This is a genomic window from Rothia sp. HMSC065D02 (assembly GCF_001815285.1).
GTDB lineage: Bacteria > Actinomycetota > Actinomycetes > Actinomycetales > Micrococcaceae > Rothia > Rothia dentocariosa.
This window is the reverse complement of sequence record NZ_KV820091.1, coordinates 111,681-130,735: the sequence shown is the minus strand read 5'-3', so window position 1 is coordinate 130,735 and position 19,055 is coordinate 111,681. Positions and strand designations below refer to the sequence as shown.

Below are 19,055 nucleotides of genomic sequence, written 5' to 3'. Positions count from 1 at the left end.
AGTTAGTGCCCCAGCTCGTCGTGGTCCCTGTCAGTGAAGGGTTCCAGCGGGTCGCCCGCCGCCCTAGTGCGTTTGGCGATGAACGTCATCAGGTGGCACACAATCAAGGTCGCCGCCGTGCCGAGTGCAATACCCGCGAACGACAAGCCCGAGAACTCCCAGGTGTAATCTGCGATGCCCACAATCAGTGCAACAGCGGCGGTCGTCAGGTTAATCTGATTTGAGAAATCCACACGGTTTTCGCTCCAGATGCGCACGCCGAGCATCCCGATCATGCCGTAGAGCACGGTTGCGGCACCTCCAAGAACACCCGCCGGAACGGTCGCAATTGCCGCGCCAAACGCCGGGAAAAGCGAGAGAGCGATCGCGAAAATCGCGGCTACCCAGTATGCCGCCGTCGAATACACCTTGGTTGCCGCCATGACACCGATATTCTCGGCGTAGGTGGTCGTACCGGAACCGCCGCCAAAACCGGCGACAGTGGTCGCTAAACCGTCTGCCATGAGCGCGCGACCCGAGTACTCATCCAGGTTCTCGCCCGTCATGAGCGCCACCGACTTCACGTGCCCAATATTCTCGGCAACCAGCACCAGAATCACGGGAATAAACAGCCCGGCAAGCTCCCAGTGGAACTCGGGGCTCTGAAAATGCGGTAGACCGATAATGCCCTGCTGCTGCACGGTCTTTTCGATGGTCGAGAAGTCTACCTCGCCGCGCACAACCGCAGTCACATACCCGATAATCACGCCCAACAGAATCGAGAGGCGACCAATAATACCCTTGAACAGCACCGAAATCAGGATAATCGAGATAAGGGTTACGAGCGCGGTGATGGGCGCCTTCATGAAGTTCGCTTTCGCACTCGGTGCCAGGTTGAAGCCGATGAGCGCCACGATCGCGCCGGTCACCACGGGCGGCATGAGCTTCGTCAGCCAGCCGGTACCTGCAAACTGCACAATAACACCCACCAGGAAGAGCGACAGGCCCGCCATGACGATGCCGCCGAGCGCACCCGCCGGGCCGTGCTGGTTTGTCGCCGCCGCCAGGGGTGCGATAAATGCGAAGGAAGAGCCCAGATACGAAGGCACACGCCCGCGCGTGATCAGCAGGAATAAGACAGTGCCCACACCCGAGAAGAACAGCGTGGTTGCGGGCGGGAACCCGGTCAGCAGCGGCACGAGGAAGGTTGCGCCGAACATCGCCACCACATGCTGGGCGCCGATGCCGATCGTAATAGGCCAGGCGAGGCGTTCGCTCGGCGCCACGACCGAGCCGGGTTTAATGCTTCTGCCGTCGCCGTGCAGACGCCAACCGAAACCGGATTTCTGTGTGCTCATGGGATGCGATCTCCAGGTGAAAGTGAGGACAAAATTCCCAGTAATTCTACACCTGTTGGCTCCTGCACGCGCATTGTAAAAAGGCTCTTGGTGTGAATAAACGGATTTTCACCGCTTTATTCACACCAAGAGCCTATTTAGCAGGGGGAGTCGCTACAGCGCCGCCTGCAAATCCTCTAAGTGGTCATACTTCGAGAGCTCGAAACGCAGATGTCCCTCAGTCGGCGACTGCACCGGCAGGAACGAAGCCTCACGCAAACGCCGCGCAGTCGGCGAGGAAGCAACGTAACCGGCGCCTCCAACAACCTGCAATTCAAAATGCGTAGCAATCGTCGCCAGATGCGAAACACCTAGGCGCAAGCTCAACAAATCGCGACGCTCGGCACGCTGCGGCTCACGCGCCAAACGCACCAGCTCATCGCGCAAGCTCTCGTACTCGCCCACAATCAGCGGGAACTCAGAACTGAAAATACCCTGCGAAGCCTCAAGATGCTTCGAAGCCTCCACCAGCGCACCGGCAGCAAGACCCAAGCAGAATGCGGACTGCACCAGCAAGAACGGCGCGGTTACATCGTTAAGGAAGCCCTCAAAATTATCGGTCAGAATATCCTCGGTCGGCACAAAAACATCCTCAAAAATGATCGTGCCAGACTCGGTTCCGTTGAGCGCCAGCAGGTTACGGTGATATACAACCTTCAACCCCGGAACATCCTGGCGAACCGTCACAATATACCGGTTCGGATGCCCCTCCTGCGCATTCTGCACAGCTACCGGCAGCACAATCACACCGCCCGGGTACAGGTTAGAAGCCCACGACACCGTGCCGTTGAGCTTCACACCGCCCTCTACCAAAGTGCCCAAAACCTTGATCGGCGCAAGCCCCGAAGCCTCCTTATACGCCGCCGCCATCGCGCTCGTACCGCTCGTCGTAGCCTCAGCCAAACCCTCGGGCAGCTCACGGTTCACCGCATCAAAGAACGCAATCGTAGAACGATGCGCCCACAGCGAGAACCCGGTTGTCGCATCCTGCGAAGCAAGGTCAAAAGCAACCGAAACCTGCGGAAGCAAAGACCCGGTACGCCCCAGAGTCAGCAGACCATCCTTCGCAATCTCGCGCAGATTCTCAAACGGGGAACGCTCACCGGCATCGACGGCATCTGCGTGTTCGGCGGCAAGCGCAAGCACGCGCTCGCGCTGAGGGTAATCCTCAAGAGGTTCAAGAGTGAATTCAGACATGGTAGAGAGCTCCTTGGTGCAATGTGCAGATGTGCTTATGCGTGTAGCTTGAAGAGACGGTCGATGGGGGTGCTCACGGCTTTGCGGGCGCGAAGTACCGCATCCTCATCGGGTGCGTCATAGAAGCACAGGCACTTGGCGGTATCCTCACGCACATAGGTTCGCAGGAAGGAAACCTCGGGCACCTCGGCGTACTTGGGTGCGTTCGCCTTCTTGCGAGTCAGGTACTGCTCCATTGTGATTTCGGCGGGAATATCCCACTCGACCAGGTAGTCTGCATCTTTCTTGAGCTTCTTGATGTCGTCGAGTTCTGCGCCCACCAAGCGAACCTCGTCGGGGCCAACCACGGATGCGCGCTCGCCAATAGCCGCAGTGAGGGCGGGTGCGAACGCGGTGTTTTCAGACTCAATGATGGCGAAGATCAGCTTGTGATCGGCGGAAACCTGGGTTTCGATGAGCTCCGCGCCTTCGCTCAGGGAGTTGGAAACGGTTTCGATGAGCGCAGTTGCCTCGTCCTTGGATGCGGTTGCTGGGGTCAGCTCGATCAGGTACAGTGCCATGTCTGTTTTCTCCTTAGATAGAACGTTGTCTTTTACCTGCCTGTGCGGCGGGTCTGGCATATACCCTAAACCGGTCGCGGGCGCGGCGCATAATGTTTTTCGCTATGAGTCCTAAAACGAAGATTTAAGAACCCTTCACCCGTCACATGAAGTAATGCGGAGACACAAAACGTCATGTTACAGCGGTGACGGGAATATTTATACGGCGTCTAATGTTTGGGGTGGGTTTAAGATGCTGACGGTTAGGATGCGCAGCGAGCAAAACCTGACTTTTGGTAGCACAGAATGCCTCTATTTACTATCTGACTAGTGAAAATACGTGTTTTGTCAGATCTGCTGACGAGGGGCTTATTCTGCCCCTATGCCCCTGCTGGTTGAATAGCGTGCAGTAGCTTGCCCTAGCGAGAAATGAGAGCTCTATTTTCTCAATAGTATTCTTAATGAGAAAATAGAGCTCCAAATTCTCATTAACTGCCTGTACTTCCCTCATTTTTTAGGGCATTCCCTATCATGTAGCAGAAAGGAGTGTGGGGTATGCCAGCCATCTCATGGGCTTCTCTCGATTGGGAACAGCAGCCTCTGTGGCAGCATCGTGACCCACTCGCATCCCGTCGTGCTCGTCAGCGGAACACTGGCGAGTTTAAAAGTGCCGTTACACCGCGCATCGCCGAGCAAACACCTCAGCTTTCCCCGCAGTTACATACTCTGGTGCAGGACTGCACGCGCACGATTACTCGCTTCGACGAGCAGCATGCGGCGTTAGGTGGCGTGCCATTTGCGGCGGTGCTTTTGCGGGGTGAATCGGCATCAAGTTCGCAGATTGAAAACCTGACGGTTTCAGCACGTAGGTTATCGTTGGCGGTGGTGGGCGCTTCCGGTTCCACTGTGGGGCATAATGCCGAGTTGGTGGCACGCAATGTTCGCGCCATGCAGGCAGCTTTAGAGGCGGCAGAGAGCCTGACCATTGAATCTATCGTGCATATGCACCATGAATTGACGGCTGGCACCCTAGATGACGCCGGGAAGTTCCGCCAACAGTGGGTGTGGGTTGGCGGGCAGTCGCCTGTAACAGCAGATTATGTGGCACCACACTGGAAGCTAGTACCCGCCGCCATGAATGACCTCGTTGAATTTATGGCGCGTCGTGATCTTGACCCGCTGGTGCAGGCTGCCATCGCTCATGCACAATTTGAGACTATTCACCCTTTTACTGATGGGAATGGGCGTACCGGTCGGGCGCTTATTTCGGCTTTGCTCATGGCACGTGGAGTCACCGAACATGTTGTGCTGCCAATTTCTTCGGGGCTTCTGCATGACGTCGCAGACTATATTGCGGCGCTTACCGCATACCGCGCTGGAGATATAGAGCCTATGATCCGGTGCTTTATTCAAGCTTCAAACGCTGCCGTCAAGAACGCTCGTATCTTGGCAGAGGACATCTCCGGATTGCGCGATAAAATTCTGGGAACAGCACGTCGAACAACATCCGCTTTGAAGGCGGTCGCCGATTTTTGCTGCACCGAACCGGCTTTTACGGTACAGATGGTGGAGCAGAATACGTCTGTGGCACCGGCAACGATATACCGCATCATCGCAACCCTTGAGAAAGCGGGGGTGATACGCCGTGAGAAAACCTTTGTTGCGGGTCAGCGCGTATGGACGGTTCCTCACCTTAACGATGCGCTTGACGCATTTGCGGCGCGTGCCGGGCGGCGCATCCAGGCTTAATAATCATGTTGTGAAAGGCTCTATGCCCCTCCTGGAATATAACGTAGGCGGCATATACCCAAGTCAAACCTAAGACGTTAAAACTAGTGGGTGCATCTTCAAGCGTTGAAGATACACCCACCGCTATATATGCCTAAAACGGAATACTACTTCACATCGCGCATAAGTTTCTGGATGGGCGCACGGCAGAGGAAGAGGACGATACCAGCAATAACCGAGACGGCACCCACCCACATAAAGTAAGAAGCCTCAGTGTCTTGGCTGTAGAACTGCGCGCACCAGCCCGCGAATGCGGTACCCATCGCCAGCGAGGTCCAGTAAAGCGCCATCATGTTCACCTTATACGCTTCGGGCGCGAGCCTGGTGGTCAGCGCCATGCCCGTGGGCGAAATCGTAAGCTCGGCAACAGTGAAGATAAACATGATGATAACCATCCAGTAGACCGCCACGCGAGAGACACCCACCTGCGTGAGGAAAACCCAGTATGCCGGGCCGATAATCACGAGCGCGAGTGAGAACTTGGTGGTTGTGCGCGGCTGCCGATCGCCCAATTTCGTCCACATGGCGGCGAACCCCGCCCCCAGAAGAATCACGAAAATAGGGGCAAGGGAATTGACGAGGGTCGGAGGAAGATCCATGCCCAGAATATGCCAGTCGAGTCGCTCATCAGAATAGATGGGAATGACCGTGAACTGCTGCTGGTAGAGCGCCCAGAAAATAGCGTTGGCAATCCAGAGGGGAATAAACGCCCACACCCGCGAGCGTTCGGTGTTGGTTACGTTCTTGGCGGTGAGCAACTGTATGAAAAGAGCTATGGCCCCGATGCCGACGGCGCTTACCACCCACGTGGCGAGGTTGCCTGTAGTCATCCAGCCCATCATGACCAGCAGGAATGTTATGAGAGCTATACCTGCCAGAACACCGGCTAGAATACCGTTCTGACGTGGGGTGAAAGGAACGGTTACCTCGTGCACCGACTCGGGCAGGTTCTTGCGAGTGAGCACATACTGAATAAGCCCGGCCGCCATGCCGATAGCCGCGATTCCGAAGCCGAAATGGAAGCCTAGCCAACCCCATCCCCAGCCGGTTAGCGCCGGACCTAAAAGCGCGCCGATGTTGATGCCGATATAGAAAAGCGTGAACCCCGCTTCGCGTTTGGAGTCGTCTTTGCTGTAGAGCGAACCGACCAGAACCGATGCGCTGCTTTTGAGACACCCTGAACCGATCGCGACCAGAAGCAGACCGGTGATCACGCCAGCTGCGCCGGGCATGACCGCAAGGACAATGTGCCCCGCCATAATACCGATAGCGGAATAAAAGAGGGTGCGTTCGGGGCCTAGGACGCGGTCGCCCAAAATACCGCCGAGGATCGCCATGAGATAAACGGTTGCACCATACGCTCCCATAGCGCCGGTGGCTGCTTCTTTGGGGATCCCTAATCCGCCGTCTTCGATAGCGTAGTACAGGTAATAGAGGGCAAGAGCTTGCATCCCATAGAATGAGAACCGTTCCCACATTTCCACGGTGAAAAGATTGGCAAGCATCTTTGGATGCCCAAAGAATGTTCGCGGCTTCTGCGCCGCTGGTTGTGTGGCTACCATAAAGCCTCCCAAGAATACACAGACCGGAAGTGTTCTAGGTTATATTTCCTCAGTGTATACCTGTGAAGTGCATATGTATACAGAAGCTTGTGCAGAAATTAGGCATAAATTCCGTATTTACTCTGCATGAAATCTCATATCGAATGGTGGGGCTGGGGTGTATTGCGTGCACGCGCGCGTGCCTTATGGCCTCAAAATTTTGTAGAGTTGATAATGTATCTCACGAGACTATAGAGGAGAATCCATGAATAACGTACCCCAGGTAACCCCTGCCGATGTTCCTGCCGGTGCCAAGATTATTGATGTGCGCGAAGACTACGAATGGGAAGGCGGCCACGTTGCTGGTGCCCAGCACATCACCCTAGGAACGCTGACCGAACGACTTGCAGAGCTGCCCGGCAAAGATGAAGAATTCTATGTAATCTGCCACGGCGGCGGGCGTTCAAACCGTGCGGCTGAATACCTGCGCCAGAACGGATACCAGGCGAAAAATATTGCTGGCGGAACAAGTGCTTGGTTCACCGCAAAGCTGCCCATGGAAAGCGAAAACGGGCAGGAACCTGCCGTCGTTCACTAATGACGCTATACCCTAAAACTTTGGAATATATCCGGTTTGACTAGTGTATATAGCCAAAACAACATATAAGGATGCGGCACCCCAGCCCCCGAAATGGCTGCTGGTGCCGCATCCTTTGTATTCGGGTCGAAGCCACACTGCTCAAGACCGACGGCAATGCACTCTACAATAGGAAACGTGATTCTTCAGCCCGATCAATACCCAACGCTGCACGTGCGCGCCCTCGACTTTGAGATCATGCCCGAGGCTGCATACCCCGTGATCGCTGCGGACGCTCGGTACGCCTATTGGCTTGATTCCGCACGAGAAGAATCGCCTATGTCTCGCGTCTCGTATGTGGGCGTCGTCCCGCATTGGGCGGCTGTGCTGCGCATCGAAAACGCATGCGAGGCAACAAACCCGACTCCCTGGGATGCTCTCGATACTGCGCTTGCCAGTATGCCTGAACCCGATGACATTGCCGAGCTGCCCGAAGGTTTGCGCGGTGGTTACGTGGGTTATTTCGGGTACGAGGCGCGCGCCGCCCTGCACCCCGGGCGCATCGGATACACACCCCGGCACACGGCACAAACCCCGGATTCTCTCTGGATGCCCGCCGTGCGGTACCTGGTCTATGAACATGAAACTCGCCGCGCGTGGCTGCTTGGCGACGAACCCTGGATTGAGGAAATCGAGCCGCGTTTGCGCGAATTGGCGCGGGATTCTTGGCGTGAGATACCGGGTGATAACGCACATGACGGCGATAAACCATTGATCCAGCATGTGGAGCATCTGCTTTTTGAAGCCCCGGATTGTGAAAGCTATTGCGCAGATATTGAGCGCGCACAATGGCATATTTACGAGGGGAATAGTTATGAGGTGTGCCTGAGCGCCGAAAGTACCGCGCGGGTAGAACATCCTCTCACGCCAGATCAGCTTTTTGAGCTGTACCGCACTCAGCGCAGGCACAATCCCGCACCCTATGCCGCCTATTTGCGGTGCGGCGATTTCTCTGTGCTTTCTTCGTCTCCTGAGCGTTTTCTGATGGTTGATACGCACGGAAACGCCGAAACGAAGCCGATTAAAGGGACGTGCCCGCGCGGTGCGAATCCTCAGGATGACGCCGCCGCGGCTCACTGGCTGCAGCACGATGCGAAAACCCGCGCCGAGAACCTGATGATCGTCGATCTTTTGCGCAACGACCTCTCGACGGTGAGTGACCCCGCGAGTGTGCAGGTTCCTGTACTCATGGGTGTGGAAAGTTATGCAACGGTGCATCAGCTTGTTTCGACCGTCACTGCGCGCCTTAAACCCGAAATTTCGGCGGTGCATGCCAGCGCGGCCTGCTTCCCTGGCGGATCTATGACCGGCGCGCCTAAGCCCTCAACAATGAATATTATTGAGGATCTGGAGGCGCGCCCCCGCGGCGTATACTCGGGTGCTCTCGGATTCTTCTCGGCGGATGGCGGTGCCAATCTCTCTATTGTCATACGTACCTTGGTTGCACACGATAACGGGCTTATAACCCTCGCCGCCGGCGGCGCGATTGTCGCCGATTCAGACCCGAACGCCGAGTACGAAGAGATGCTGACGAAACTGCGTGCGGCGCTTCCGCCGAGTGTGGGGCGCATCGTTGAAAAAGGTGTGAGTAAGCAGAGCGTCGCCGCGACCGACCGAGAAAACTCAGGGGTATCATGAATTTTGTCTTCGATATCGACGGCACCACCAGCTTTAACGGCATGGTGATCGAACCCGCCATTGAGCGCGAAATTTATGCGTTGCTGCAGGCAGGACACCACGTGGTTTTTGCTTCTGCCCGACCGGTGCGAGATATTCTGCCCATGCTCTCTGATGATGTGCGCGCGCATAGCGGGTTGGTGCTGATCGGCGCGAACGGTTCGCTGCTGTACCGGGACGGGCAGCTGCGGGCGCGGGAACACCTAGATGCGCATAGTTATGCGAAAATTCGGGACCTTATCGAACGTCACGGACTGCACTATATCGTGGACTCCCTGGATTCTTACGCCTTTGATTTGCCTGATGCGCATGTGCTCGTGGAACGGCTAAACCCCGAGGGAACGGACCGCCTAGTTTCCTTGAAAGACCTGGAGAATCCGGTCAAAATAATTCTGCTTGACATCAATAATCCGCATCTTTACGCCGAGCTTGAAGAGACTATTGCGAGCCTAAACCTGCATGTGACTAAGCACCAGGATGCCACCACGAGTATTGACCTGGCGCCCGGGGGAGTGCATAAAGTTTCGGCTCTCCCGCAGGCGCTTGGCACGCGTCCGGGCGAAAAACCCGACCCTTATATCGCGTTTGGCAACGATATGAACGATGCAGGGCTGCTTGAGGGTGCTCAATATGCGGTCGCGGTGGGCTCGCATGAGGCCCTGCTGCCGCTCGCAGATCTGACGGTGGACCCGCATCCGGATGCGGTCGCCGCCGCCATCCGCGTACTCGCTTCCTCGTCCGCCTTGTAAAAAGGCTCTTTATTTATATAAAGCGGGTTTTAACGCTTTATTCACTATCAAGGCTCTTTTTATGCGGCATGTTCGGTGCAGTTTGAAATCCGACGAATCATCGCAGAATACCCCTATTTCACATAATTTCGGCTATGCTCTAGAGGTGGTTTTACAAAACCATCTTTCCGCACACAATATTTGAAGGAGCATTACCGATGAGTGAGAACATTACGTCCGGTCAAGAAAAACCGCAGAATTCCCCGTCTGTTCAGCAAACTTCTTCTCAGCAGCCTATGATGCAGCCCGCACCGACAGCTTACGCCGCTGCAGCTTCAATACCAGCCACTCGCCCCAAAATTACGGCGTTGGCTATGACCGCTTTTATAGTCAGTCTGGCGTGCGCGCTCTTACGCCTCGTTGAGTTCGGTACCATGAGGTCTGCCATGAGCTCTCTGCAGACTGTGGCTGTGATGAATGGCGGGCAGTCACTCAGAAACTACAATACTCTAGAATCGTTTGTGTCCTTTATTTCTCTTCCGCTGTTCCTCAGTATTATTCTGTACGTCCTGTTCGGTGTTTTCATCTATCGAGGATACAACTGGTCGCGTATCGTCATGACCGTTATTGCTGTTTTGGCTCTTGCCGGTATTGTTTTGCACACGTTTATCACATCGGCGGCTTTGAGCGGCATGAATGAAGAGAGGTCATCGCTCGCGCCCGGTTTTACGTCTTCCCTTTCTACGCTCATTGTGATCTACGTGGTGTTGTTTATTGCTAACGTTGCCCTGATTGTTTTCTTGTGGCTGCCCGGGACCAACAGGTTTATGCGTGACTCCAAGGCGTACCGTCTGGCACAGAATCCGATGGCCCAGCCCACAGTCGTACAGGCGCAGCCCGTTCAGCCCCAGGCGCCGTACCAGAACTAACCTGCATATTTAGGGCAGTAGGTGCTAAAAAGGCTCTTTATGTGAATAAAGAGCCTTTTTTACGCGGCAGAGAGCCGGGACGCACCCCTAAGGCACCTAAGGTATAGCCCTGGACACCCACCGCCAGCCCGTACCCGGGGTAACCCGCTAAACTTGAAATATGACTAAACTATCCGAAACCCTGCCCATCGAAGAAGCCCGCGAACGTCTGCGCCAGCTCATCTCCGAGCTTGCCGTGGTGCGCGGTAAAGTGACTCTTGCTTCCGGGAAAGAAGCCGACTACTACGTCGACTTGCGCCGTATTACCCTGCATCACGAAGCGTCGCGCCTGGTCGGTCAGGTGATGCTCGATCTGCTCGACCGCAACGGTATCGAGTTTGAGGCCGCCGGTGGTCTAACGATGGGCGCCGACCCCGTTGGTTCCGCAATTATGCGCGCGGCGGGCGATCAAGATCGTGCTATCGATTCGTTTGTGGTGCGTAAGGCGCAAAAGTCCTACGGCATGGGTCGCCAGGTTGAGGGGCCCAGCGTTGAGGGTCGCCGCGTGGTTGCTGTCGAAGATACTTCCACCACCGGCGGGTCCGCGTTAACCGCCGTGGATGCGCTGCGCACAGCGGGCGCCGAGGTCGTCGCCGTCGCCGTCATCGTAGACCGTGCAACCGGGGCGAAAGAACATATCGAAGAGATTGCCGGGGTTCCCTGCTTCTACGCCTACTCCAAGGATGATTTAGGGCTCGACTAGGGACTTTGTAGATGCCCGCGCGTGCTGGCAACCAGTGGCGTGCGGGCATCGCCGCACCGCCCACCCCAGATTCCTTCGCCGCGCATCCGGCACTATATGTACGCGCCATCAGAAAGAAACCATGAGTTCCCCAAGCCATCAGACCCCCCTTGACCCCTCAGATCCCGGGCAGGATTCCTGTGTGAACGAATCTGCAGAGCCGCAGGGTACACCGCAAGAGTACCCCGAAAGCGAGACTTTCGGAACGCCCCGGTTTGAGGTTGGCGTCGGTCCTTGGGAGGGCGAGCGGCCCGAAGGCGAGCATTGGGATGAACAGCTTCTGCGCGAGGGCGACCGCCGCAATGTGGTGGATAAGTACCGTTACTGGAGCATGGAGGCGATTATCGCCGACCTTGACACGCGCCGCCATGATTTTCACGTCGCGATCGAGAACTGGCAGCACGATCTGAATATCGGTACCGTGGTGCGCACTGCGAACGCCTTTTTGGCGAAGGAAGTGCATATTATTGGTAAGAAACGCTGGAACCGACGCGGTGCGATGGTGACCGACCGGTATCAGCATGTGCGGCATCACCCCACGATTGAGGACTTTGTGGCGTGGGCGCAGGGCGAGGGGCTGGACATTATCGGCATCGATATTTTTCCGGATTCGGTGCCGCTTGAAACCTATGATTTGCCGAAGAACTGTGTGCTGGTCTTTGGGCAGGAAGGCCCAGGGTTATCGGAGGAAATTCACGCCGCCGCGCGCGATACGCTCTCGATCGAGCAATTCGGTTCAACCCGCTCGATGAACGCGGCAACCGCCGCTGGGATCGCGATGCACGCCTGGGTGCGCCGCCACGTTTTCGGACAGAAACCTTAAAACAAATACACCGCGAGCAGGTAGGATTTTGCCGAAAAGGTAGGAAAATCCTACCTGCTCGAACCAAAAACCACCTGCTCGCGGTGTTGTGTAGGGGAGTGAACCCCTAGCCCACCGGAACGTTCACGTTCACGAGCGAGAAAAGATCCTTCGGATCGTCCGGATTTGCCACCAGGTCAATGAACTGCTGCAGATCGGTGCCCCGGGTTGCCTCGCGTGCATAGCGCAGTGCCGAGAAGTCGGCGATCGCAAAGCCCACCGAATCGAAGAGAGTAATCTGCTCATCCGAGGTACGCCCGGGCTCCTCGCCGGTCAGAACCTTCCAGAACTCCACCACGGGGAAATCCGGGTCCTTCTGCTGAATTTCACCCTCGATGCGGGTCTGCGGCGGGAACTCCACGAACACGGTCGAACGATCCAAAATCTCGCTCTCCAGCTCGGTTTTGCCGGGGCAGTCGCCTCCAATAGCATTCAGATGCACACCGGGCTTTACCTGCGAATTTAGAAGCACCTTTGCCTGCTGTTTATCGGCGGTACAGGTGGTAATAATATCGGCGTCTGCAACGGCCTCGTCCACGCTGGATGCGGCATGAATCCTGAACCCCAGAGGCTCCAAATTACGGCGGAACTTCTCGATAGCGGCGGGATCAACATCGTACACCACAAGGTCTTCGATGCCGAGGACGGCGCGCATCCCAAGAGCCTGGAACTCGGACTGTGAACCGGCGCCGATCATCGCCATCTTCCGCGAATCCTTGCGTGCTAGATGTTTAGCCACCATGGCAGAAACAGCGGCGGTACGAAGGGCGGTCAGCAGGGTCATCTCCGCGAGGAAGACGGGGTATCCGTTATCCACATCAGCCAGCAGACCGAACGCGGTCACGGTCTGGTATCCGCGTGCAGGGTTCGAGGGGTGCCCGTTCACGTACTTGAAGGAATAGATGATGTTATCTGAGGTCGGCATTAACTCAATCACGCCGAAGGGGGTGTGGGATGCCACGCGCGGAATCTTATCGAAGCTCTGCCATTTCTTGAAATCTTCTTCCAAGAAATTCACCATACCGGCAATAATATTCCCAACACCGTCACGCTGAATCCACTGTGCCATGGATGCAACATCAACAAATTCAACCCTGTGGTCGGTCACGATAAATCTCCTTAGTCGTGAGAGGCTGACATGAAATACTGAATCAGTATACCAGCGGTCAAATGTATAGATTATTACTGTGATGTATATAATATTCCCCGGAATACGCTGACAATATGCATGACATTATGTCAGCGTAGTGTGTGCAATATCCGGAAAATAATGTGTGTAAAAAGCTACTTCCGATCCTCATCCGAATCATCGTCGTGTTCGGCAAGTTCCGTGAAGTAATTCTTGTACACGCCCTCATTCGAGAGCTTACGCGCCATCGGAGGAGCCGCAATCACCGGAACAGCGCCTGTGAAGCCCTCACGAACACGCGCAACCTCATTCACGCGATCGCGCACCACAAACCAACCAATGATGAGCAGCGGAATCACGAAAAGAAGCGAGATAAGAGTCCATGTGCCCACGGGGTAGTCGAGTGCCATCAGCACAATAACAATAGCCATGAAGGTCAGAACCGACCAGTCGGCAAAGCGCCCGCCGGGAGCACGGTACTCGGGGCGTGTGTACTTTCCTTCCTTAGCCAGCTTGAGGAACTTCTGGTGCGAGAGCGAAATAGCAACCCAGGATGCCATCGTACCGAAGGCCGCAATATTGAGGACGACCTCAAACGCCTGTTCGGGAACAATGAAATTCAGAACCACACCGAAAAGCCCCACCACGCCGGTCAGCAGAATACCCGCCACCGGAACGCCCGACTTAGAAACCTTAGTTGCGAACTTCGGCGCAGACCCGGCAACACCCATCGAATGCAGAATACGACCGGTCGAATACAGGCCCGCGTTCAGCGACGATGCGGCGGCGGTAATCACGACCAGCTGCATGATCGGGGCGCTCGCGGTCACGCCAATATTGTCGAAAAAGGTCACGAAGGGCGACTCGTCATCGCTGTAGACGGTGTACGGCATGAGCAGGCACAGCAGCACTACGGCGCCCACGTAGAAGATAGCAATGCGCCACACCACAGCGTTGATAGCGCGCGGAATAATCTTCTTGACGTCCTTTGTTTCGCCGGAGGTGGTGCCCACCAACTCGATACCGGCGTATGCGAACACAACGCCCTGCACGACGATTAATGCCGGAAGAACACCCTGCGGGAAGAGCCCCTCATGTGACATAATCAGCGGAATACCGGGTTGCACGCCGTTGATGGGCTGTCCGAAGATGAGGTACCAAATACCAACCGCCATGAAGGTCAGCAGCGCCAGAATCTTGATGAGCGCAAACCAGAACTCCAGCTCGCCGAAGAGCTTAACCGAGACCAGGTTCAGGGACACGGTCACAATCACCACGATGAAGGCGGTGAGCCATTGCGGTAGGTCGGCAAAGAATTGGTTATATCGCCCAAACCAGGAGATGTAGATAGCAATTGCGGTCGCATCCGCTACCGCCGTCATAGCCCAGTTGAGCCAGTACAGCCAGCCGGAGACGAACGCCGCCTTTTCGCCGTAGAATTCACGGGTGTACGAAACGAACGAACCAGAGGAGGGGCGGTGCAGGATCAGCTCGCCCAGTGCGCGCAGGATCAGGTAGCCGAAGAACCCGCAGACGGCGAAAATGATCGCAAGCATAGGGCCGGCCTTTTCGAGGCGCCCGCCTGTCCCCAAGAATAGACCGGTACCGATAGCGGAACCGATCGCAATCATCTGAAGTTGTCGAGCGCCTAGCCCCTTGTGCAGACCTTCCTGCTCATGAGCGAAGGCATCTTCGTGGTCTGGTCGCGTCATAGGTTTTTTAGGTGAATCGAGACTCATATTTTTCCTTATGACCTGCAGCGCCCAGCGGGAACGATGGTGTACCTTCTCAGAGCGCCACAATACGGTGTTGTTCCACGCGGATATATAGTAAATTCCGGAAGCCGCATGGAGTTTTTTAAGACTATAGCAGACCAAGTATAAGAATGTTACGGGGAGCACACCCCGATAATATGCGTGTCAATGCATAATGCACGTACTACTGTGATGTCGGGAATATTCCGAAAATTGTTATTGAAATTTAATAAATACAGTTTATTCCTTGCTGTAGCAGGGAACATAAAATTATCCCTGGCTCACAGAAAAATATGTGTGTATTTATACAGGCAGGGTGTACAGGATACGAGGAGACGGCGCTCGCTTTTCGTGGGTTTAGCTGCCGCCCAGTGCGTGAATCTTTCGGTCGAGGCGCTTCTTGCGGCGGGTCAGCAGCCACCAGCCGGGCACGTGAAGTGCAGATTTGCGCCCCACCTCGATGACGGAGGGGAGCTTCTTCTTGGCGAGAGCGGTATCGATCTCAAGGTCGGTGGCACCTTCGGCGCGCATCCGTTCAATGAGGGCGAGGGATTTGGCGACGGGTCCACCTCCAATGACGTGTGCATCCATGCGGGCTTGAATCGCCGCGCGGCGTTCTTGCAGGCGTGCCAGCCGTGTGTTCTTAGGGTTATTTTCACCCATTCGGCGTTCCCCTCATTATGATGACAATGACTCTCAAGTACGGGCTAAAATGCCTCATCAAAGCCCGAAATAAGCCGAAAAACCGGCGCTTTCAGTCTACAGAAAACCCTAACCCCCTTGGTAAAATAGTCTCTGTAGATGGCGTTCAGACACGCCAACAAAACCACGGGAATTTACGTTTTCCCGCACCCTAGTCAAGGAGTCAGCATGGCTATTGCAACCCCCGAAGTCTACGCAGAGATGCTGGAGAATGCGAAAGCAAAAGGCTTCGCCTACCCGGCAGTAAACGTCACCTCCTCGCAGACCCTCAACGCCGCTCTTCGCGGTTTCGCTGAGGCTGGTTCTGACGGTATTGTTCAGGCATCCACTGGTGGCGCAGCGTACTGGTCGGGAGCATCGAAGAAGGATATGGTCGCTGGTTCCCTGGCATTCGCGGCATACGCTCGTGAGATCGCCAAGCAGTACGACGTGAACATCGCGCTGCACACTGACCACTGCCCCAAGGACAAGCTGGATGGTTTTGTTCTTCCCCTGCTCGCCGAGTCTGAAAAGGCTGTGGCGCGCGGCGAAGACCCCATCTTTAACTCCCATATGTGGGATGGTTCCGCTATTGATCTTGACGAGAACCTCAAAATTGCGGCTGAGCTTCTGGAGCGCACCAACAAGGCAAAGATTGTGCTTGAGGTTGAGATTGGTGCCGTCGGCGGCGAGGAAGACGGCGTTGAAGGCGCTATTGACGACACCCTGTACACCACTGTTGATGACGCGGTGAAGACCGTTGAGGCTCTGGGTCTGGGCGAGAAGGGTCGCTACATTGCGGCGCTGACCTTCGGTAACGTGCACGGCGTGTACAAGCCCGGTAACGTGCACCTGCGCCCCGAACTGCTCAAGCAGATTCAGGACGAGATCGGCGCTAAGTACGGTAAGGAGAAGCCGTTCTCGCTCGTGTTCCACGGTGGTTCCGGTTCGACCGCTCAGGAGATTGCGGATGCGGTTTCCTACGGTGTGATCAAGATGAACATTGATACCGATACCCAGTACGCTTTCACCCGCCCGGTCGCCGGTCACATGTTCACCAACTATGACGGCGTGCTCAAGGTTGACGGCGAGGTCGGCAACAAGAAGGCATACGACCCCCGCGTGTGGGGCGCTAAGGCTGAAGAGGGCATGGCAGCTCGCGTGGTTGAGGCTTGCCAGCAGCTCGGCTCGGCAGGCACCTCGCTGAACAAGTAGGTAATGCTTAGCCGGTTTGCCCCGGCATCAGAAGGCTCTTTATTCCAATAAAGCGGGTTTTCCACCGCTTTATTGGAATAAAGAGCCTTTTTAGTACGTGTTCGAGAGGCTCTCCGGGCGAATCCGGCGAAAATAGTCGCCGTCGTGAACGGTGTGCATGGTAGTTTTATATTTATGAGCGAGCAATCATCGAGAGAAAACTTTGTCGAACAGAGTCCGCGGGATGCGGTAAAACCCTGGGCGGCGTCGCAGCCTTCCGACGATCAGGCTTCGACGGTACCGGGGCAGTATGCGCACCCGGGAGCTGCGAGCCAAACGGAGGCGTCCATAGCCGTGACGACGGCATACCCTAAATTCCCGTTCCGTTGGCTGTATGGGGTGCGCATCATAATCATGGCGGCGAGTTTATGGTTTAGTGTACGGAGTTTCTACATCCTTATTACCATAATGCTTGATGATTATATGTGGTTTGCTTTCAAAAATTTTATCGAAGTGGCGCAGGTTATTGGATATCCGGTCTACGAAATCATGCAGATTATCGCGGTAGTACTATACCTGCGGTCCAAAGGGCTTGGCTATATTCTGGGCGTGAATATCCTCGGTTTAATCGTCCAGTTGCCCTCGCTACCTAAACTTATTGAGAATCTTCTGCGCTTAGATATTTTCTTTGAATATGCCAAAGCTTCAACGTACTTAGATTGGGGACTGTACATTATTGACGTAGCCCTGTGCATATTCTTTATCGTCATTACAATTCGCGAATATTCTCGCCGCCAGAGAATGAAGACGGCTCAAGCTCAGCCCGTTTACGCGGCGACTCCACATACTTCTGTACCGCCGACCGTCATGCCGCACAACCCTGAAGCGCCAGCACAGGCACCGACTGCACAGACTCAGAATCCGCCGGAGCCGCCCTTAATCTAGTCTCTATACTCCGTAGGTTGTGAAATACATGAGTGCCCCGAACTTTTTCAAGGAGTCCGGGGCACTCTCATATAAACATTTGGGAACGGACGCTACCCGTGTGGAAATGCGCGCTCTAGCAGCCGCACTTACTTATGTCGGGCAGATTTTCTAATACTTTATTGGAATAAAGAGCCTTTTTAGTATGAGGAAATATGTAAGGAGTATATTCATTGAGAATGTTCAGGGGGTTTTCATAGAATATCCAGGGTGTAATCATAGGGTAAAAATATGAGTACAGATCATGATTTTTCACCCCAAAATTCTGCTCACGATGCGCCTGCCGCTCAAAGCAGCCGCAAGGTTCCTTGGTCGGGTATGGTCGATAGCGCCTCGGCAGGTCATGAACTTCCTGCGTATACGGCACTTTACGGCCAGCTGGGGGATGAGGAACTCGTGATCCGCCCTAGTGGAGAGCCGGAAAATGATGCCGAAAAGTCGGAAAAACCCACAAGTTCAGGAAGCCCTACAAAATCGCCAGAGAAAGCGCACGATTCAGTGGAAGTCTCTGCGGCAAAACCCCTAGGGCTTGAGAATCTCAAGATATTCTATGTTCTTCGTATAGCTCTGGCGTATATTCCGATAGTAGTTATAGCTTATTCGTGGATAAACTCTATGGCGCGGTATTCAACTTCATATCGCGAAGAAACTTCTGTAAATCTGTTATCGGTTGAACGGCCATTATCCCATATAGCAATTCTTGGGTTTCTGATGATTCCTTATGCAGTATATATTACGGCTGTACAGACCCGCGCCTGCGCAAAATTTATACGGCACAAAGATTACCCCTGGGTTGAAAAGGTGAATAACTATGGTCTTGTATTCTCTTTCGTAATGACCATGATTACCGTCACATACGATAACCCCTTTGGGTGTCTTATGGTTCTTTTTGACCTTGGGGTGAGCATTGTTTTCGTGAAAATGATGGGTTCAGAGACGACAAAAACTAAACCTGCCGCCCGACCCCTAAATATCGCAAACCTCGATAGTAAGGAAAGTTCAAACAACAGCCTCAGTGACGAAGAGGCAGAAAAATAGCGGGATGTGAACGATATGCGTGATAGTTTTGAATTTATGAGTGAGCAATCATCGAGAGAGAACTTTGTCGAACAGAATCCGCAGGATGCAGTAAAACCCTGGGCGGCGTCGCATCCTTCCGGCTTTCAAGATTCGACGGTACCGGGTCAGTATGCGCATCCGAGAGCTGCGAATCAAACGGAGGCTTCCATAGCCGTGACGACGGCATACCCTAAATTCC

At 54.9% G+C, this 19,055-nt stretch carries 17 protein-coding genes and 1 pseudogene; 11 read left to right on the top strand and 7 right to left on the bottom strand.

The window, feature by feature from the left end; translation table 11 throughout:
• Positions 1–2: 2 nt before the first annotated feature.
• From HMPREF3016_RS07060 to HMPREF3016_RS07050, 3 genes are all read right to left on the bottom strand, one after another.
• Positions 3–1,337, bottom strand: coding sequence for a uracil-xanthine permease family protein (locus HMPREF3016_RS07060; protein WP_070741312.1), 1,335 nt, complete (start codon positions 1,335–1,337; stop codon positions 3–5).
• A gap of 153 nt (positions 1,338–1,490) precedes the next feature.
• Positions 1,491–2,573, bottom strand: a complete 1,083-nt coding sequence (locus HMPREF3016_RS07055; protein ID WP_070450683.1) for an acyl-CoA dehydrogenase family protein — start codon at positions 2,571–2,573, stop codon at positions 1,491–1,493.
• Positions 2,574–2,608: 35 nt separating this feature from the next.
• Positions 2,609–3,133, bottom strand: a complete 525-nt coding sequence (locus HMPREF3016_RS07050; RefSeq protein WP_004005853.1) for a DUF4242 domain-containing protein — start codon at positions 3,131–3,133, stop codon at positions 2,609–2,611.
• Positions 3,134–3,667: 534 nt separating this feature from the next.
• On the opposite strand from HMPREF3016_RS07050, the gene HMPREF3016_RS07040 reads away from it, so the two are divergent.
• Positions 3,668–4,861, top strand: coding sequence for a Fic family protein (locus HMPREF3016_RS07040; RefSeq protein WP_070741306.1), 1,194 nt, complete (start codon positions 3,668–3,670; stop codon positions 4,859–4,861).
• 146 nt (positions 4,862–5,007) lie between these two features.
• Here HMPREF3016_RS07040 and HMPREF3016_RS07035 read toward each other — a convergent pair whose 3' ends face one another.
• Positions 5,008–6,462: a peptide MFS transporter gene (locus tag HMPREF3016_RS07035; protein ID WP_013398068.1), complete on the bottom strand. Its 1,455-nt coding sequence runs from the start codon at positions 6,460–6,462 to the stop codon at positions 5,008–5,010.
• Between the two features lie 244 nt (positions 6,463–6,706).
• On the opposite strand from HMPREF3016_RS07035, the gene HMPREF3016_RS07030 reads away from it, so the two are divergent.
• The 6 genes from HMPREF3016_RS07030 (at position 6,707) to HMPREF3016_RS07005 (ending at position 12,016) form a co-directional block, all read left to right on the top strand.
• On the top strand, positions 6,707–7,039 hold the full coding sequence (locus tag HMPREF3016_RS07030; RefSeq protein WP_070450675.1) for a rhodanese-like domain-containing protein: 333 nt from the start codon (positions 6,707–6,709) through the stop codon (positions 7,037–7,039).
• A 156-nt stretch (positions 7,040–7,195) separates the two neighbouring features.
• Positions 7,196–8,716 (top strand): anthranilate synthase component I family protein, encoded by a 1,521-nt coding sequence (locus HMPREF3016_RS07025; protein ID WP_246828507.1) that lies wholly within the window; start codon positions 7,196–7,198, stop codon positions 8,714–8,716.
• A complete protein-coding gene (locus tag HMPREF3016_RS07020) occupies positions 8,713–9,504 on the top strand; it encodes an HAD-IIB family hydrolase (protein ID WP_070741300.1) in 792 nt (263 codons plus the stop codon). The genes HMPREF3016_RS07025 and HMPREF3016_RS07020 overlap by 4 nt, the downstream gene beginning before the upstream one ends.
• 197 nt (positions 9,505–9,701) lie before the next feature.
• Complete coding sequence (locus HMPREF3016_RS07015) at positions 9,702–10,412, top strand: C4-dicarboxylate ABC transporter permease (RefSeq protein ID WP_070741297.1); 711 nt, start codon at positions 9,702–9,704, stop codon at positions 10,410–10,412.
• Positions 10,413–10,572: 160 nt separating this feature from the next.
• Positions 10,573–11,154: an orotate phosphoribosyltransferase gene (gene pyrE, locus HMPREF3016_RS07010; RefSeq protein WP_048753550.1), complete on the top strand. Its 582-nt coding sequence runs from the start codon at positions 10,573–10,575 to the stop codon at positions 11,152–11,154.
• Between the two features lie 121 nt (positions 11,155–11,275).
• The gene (locus HMPREF3016_RS07005; protein ID WP_048755368.1) at positions 11,276–12,016 is read left to right on the top strand and encodes a TrmH family RNA methyltransferase; all 741 of its coding nucleotides are present in this window, start codon (positions 11,276–11,278) and stop codon (positions 12,014–12,016) included.
• 106 nt (positions 12,017–12,122) lie between these two features.
• Here the strand turns inward: HMPREF3016_RS07005 and HMPREF3016_RS07000 are convergent, their stop codons facing one another.
• From HMPREF3016_RS07000 to HMPREF3016_RS06990, 3 genes are all read right to left on the bottom strand, one after another.
• The gene (locus HMPREF3016_RS07000; RefSeq protein WP_070741294.1) at positions 12,123–13,163 is read right to left on the bottom strand and encodes an ornithine cyclodeaminase; all 1,041 of its coding nucleotides are present in this window, start codon (positions 13,161–13,163) and stop codon (positions 12,123–12,125) included.
• 176 nt (positions 13,164–13,339) lie between these two features.
• Positions 13,340–14,923, bottom strand: coding sequence for an amino acid permease (locus tag HMPREF3016_RS06995; protein ID WP_013398060.1), 1,584 nt, complete (start codon positions 14,921–14,923; stop codon positions 13,340–13,342).
• 372 nt (positions 14,924–15,295) lie between these two features.
• On the bottom strand, positions 15,296–15,601 hold the full coding sequence (locus tag HMPREF3016_RS06990; RefSeq protein ID WP_070741291.1) for a hypothetical protein: 306 nt from the start codon (positions 15,599–15,601) through the stop codon (positions 15,296–15,298).
• A gap of 207 nt (positions 15,602–15,808) precedes the next feature.
• Between HMPREF3016_RS06990 and fbaA the strand changes: the two genes are divergently transcribed.
• The 4 genes and pseudogenes from fbaA to HMPREF3016_RS11150 form a co-directional block, all read left to right on the top strand.
• The gene (gene fbaA / locus HMPREF3016_RS06985; RefSeq protein WP_048755365.1) at positions 15,809–16,834 is read left to right on the top strand and encodes a class II fructose-bisphosphate aldolase; all 1,026 of its coding nucleotides are present in this window, start codon (positions 15,809–15,811) and stop codon (positions 16,832–16,834) included.
• A 174-nt stretch (positions 16,835–17,008) separates the two neighbouring features.
• On the top strand, positions 17,009–17,758 hold the full coding sequence (locus HMPREF3016_RS06980; protein ID WP_070741288.1) for a hypothetical protein: 750 nt from the start codon (positions 17,009–17,011) through the stop codon (positions 17,756–17,758).
• Positions 17,759–18,115: 357 nt separating this feature from the next.
• Complete coding sequence (locus tag HMPREF3016_RS06975; RefSeq protein WP_246828506.1) at positions 18,116–18,835, top strand: hypothetical protein; 720 nt, start codon at positions 18,116–18,118, stop codon at positions 18,833–18,835.
• Between the two features lie 36 nt (positions 18,836–18,871).
• Positions 18,872–19,055, top strand: a pseudogene (locus tag HMPREF3016_RS11150) (hypothetical protein); the annotation flags it as partial.

What these genes read in the sequence shown, in the direction of transcription:
- HMPREF3016_RS07060 (WP_070741312.1), bottom strand. Translation starts at nt 1,337, where the DNA reads ATGAGCACACAGAAATCCGGTTTCGGTTGGCGTCTGCACGGCGACGGC.
- HMPREF3016_RS07055 (WP_070450683.1), bottom strand. Translation starts at nt 2,573, where the DNA reads ATGTCTGAATTCACTCTTGAACCTCTTGAGGATTACCCTCAGCGCGAG.
- HMPREF3016_RS07050 (WP_004005853.1), bottom strand. Translation starts at nt 3,133, where the DNA reads ATGGCACTGTACCTGATCGAGCTGACCCCAGCAACCGCATCCAAGGAC.
- HMPREF3016_RS07040 (WP_070741306.1), top strand. Translation starts at nt 3,668, where the DNA reads ATGCCAGCCATCTCATGGGCTTCTCTCGATTGGGAACAGCAGCCTCTG.
- HMPREF3016_RS07035 (WP_013398068.1), bottom strand. Translation starts at nt 6,462, where the DNA reads ATGGTAGCCACACAACCAGCGGCGCAGAAGCCGCGAACATTCTTTGGG.
- HMPREF3016_RS07030 (WP_070450675.1), top strand. Translation starts at nt 6,707, where the DNA reads ATGAATAACGTACCCCAGGTAACCCCTGCCGATGTTCCTGCCGGTGCC.
- HMPREF3016_RS07025 (WP_246828507.1), top strand. Translation starts at nt 7,196, where the DNA reads ATGCACTCTACAATAGGAAACGTGATTCTTCAGCCCGATCAATACCCA.
- HMPREF3016_RS07020 (WP_070741300.1), top strand. Translation starts at nt 8,713, where the DNA reads ATGAATTTTGTCTTCGATATCGACGGCACCACCAGCTTTAACGGCATG.
- HMPREF3016_RS07015 (WP_070741297.1), top strand. Translation starts at nt 9,702, where the DNA reads ATGAGTGAGAACATTACGTCCGGTCAAGAAAAACCGCAGAATTCCCCG.
- pyrE (WP_048753550.1), top strand. Translation starts at nt 10,573, where the DNA reads ATGACTAAACTATCCGAAACCCTGCCCATCGAAGAAGCCCGCGAACGT.
- HMPREF3016_RS07005 (WP_048755368.1), top strand. Translation starts at nt 11,276, where the DNA reads ATGAGTTCCCCAAGCCATCAGACCCCCCTTGACCCCTCAGATCCCGGG.
- HMPREF3016_RS06995 (WP_013398060.1), bottom strand. Translation starts at nt 14,923, where the DNA reads ATGAGTCTCGATTCACCTAAAAAACCTATGACGCGACCAGACCACGAA.
- HMPREF3016_RS06990 (WP_070741291.1), bottom strand. Translation starts at nt 15,601, where the DNA reads ATGGGTGAAAATAACCCTAAGAACACACGGCTGGCACGCCTGCAAGAA.
- fbaA (WP_048755365.1), top strand. Translation starts at nt 15,809, where the DNA reads ATGGCTATTGCAACCCCCGAAGTCTACGCAGAGATGCTGGAGAATGCG.
- HMPREF3016_RS06980 (WP_070741288.1), top strand. Translation starts at nt 17,009, where the DNA reads ATGAGCGAGCAATCATCGAGAGAAAACTTTGTCGAACAGAGTCCGCGG.
- HMPREF3016_RS06975 (WP_246828506.1), top strand. Translation starts at nt 18,116, where the DNA reads ATGGTCGATAGCGCCTCGGCAGGTCATGAACTTCCTGCGTATACGGCA.